This window comes from Desemzia sp. AGC72, assembly GCF_057334175.1.
On sequence record NZ_JBHFIG010000003.1, the window covers coordinates 1 to 1,349 of the forward strand.

At 46.1% G+C, this 1,349-nt stretch carries 1 rRNA gene; it reads right to left on the bottom strand.

Annotated elements, in window-relative coordinates:
* Positions 1 to 1,232: ribosomal RNA gene (locus ACE025_RS02645) — 23S ribosomal RNA — on the bottom strand; the annotation flags it as partial.
* Positions 1,233 to 1,349: the final 117 nt, after the last annotated feature.

Below are 1,349 nucleotides of genomic sequence, written 5' to 3' on the forward strand. Positions count from 1 at the left end.
ACCATAGAACCAATGGTTCTATCCACAGTTTCGGTGTTATGTTTAGCCCCGGTAAATTTTCGGCGCAGGGTCACTCGACTAGTGAGCTATTACGCACTCTTTAAATGATGGCTGCTTCTAAGCCAACATCCTAGTTGTCTAAGCAACCCCACATCCTTTTCCACTTAACATAAACTTTGGGACCTTAACTGGTGGTCTGGGCTGTTTCCCTTTCGACTACGGATCTTATCACTCGCAGTCTGACTCCCGGACATGAATCAATGGCATTCGGAGTTTATCAGAATTCGGTACCCCGATAAGGGGCCCTAGTTCAAACAGTTGCTCTACCTCCATGATTCTAAATTCCGAGGCTAGCCCTAAAGCTATTTCGGAGAGAACCAGCTATCTCCAAGTTCGATTGGAATTTCTCCGCTACCCACACCTCATCCCCGCATTTTTCAACATACGTGGGTTCGGTCCTCCAGTGTGTTTTACCACACCTTCAACCTGGACATGGGTAGATCACTTGGTTTCGGGTCTACGACCACATACTCATTCGCCCTATTCAGACTCGCTTTCGCTACGGCTCCGTCTATCCAACTTAACCTCGCATGTAATCGTAACTCGCCGGTTCATTCTACAAAAGGCACGCTATCACCCATTAACGGGCTCTAACTATTTGTAAGCACACGGTTTCAGGTGCTATTTCACTCCCCTTCCGGGGTTCTTTTCACCTTTCCCTCACGGTACTGGTTCACTATCGGTCACTAGAGAGTATTTAGCCTTGGGAGATGGTCCTCCCGGATTCCGACGGAATTTCTCGTGTTCCGCCGTACTCAGGATACTGATCAGAGTGAACGTCGTTTCGAATACAGGGCTTTTACCTTCTTCGGCAGTCCTTTCCAGGACGCTTCTTCTACGACGTTCATTTATGACTCTATGTGTTCAGTCCTACAACCCCAGAAAGCAAGCTTTCTGGTTTGGGCTCTTCCCGTTTCGCTCGCCGCTACTCAGGGAATCGAATTTTCTTTCTCTTCCTGCAGGTACTTAGATGTTTCAGTTCTCTGCGTCTACCTCTACTGACCTATGTATTCAGTCAGCAGTAACATCCTATTAAAGATGCTGGGTTCCCCCATTCGGAAATCTCTGGATCAAAGCTTACTTACAGCTCCCCAAAGCATATCGGAGTTCGTCCCGTCCTTCATCGGCTTCTAGTGCCAAGGCATTCACCGTGCGCCCTTAGTAACTTAACCTATCATTACTAAATTGGTATTACTTGTTTTATCTTACGATAAGAACATTAAAAAACTCATTTAAAAACGCGGTGTTTTCTCGGTTTCTTACTTAAATGTTTCTATTAGACAATATCC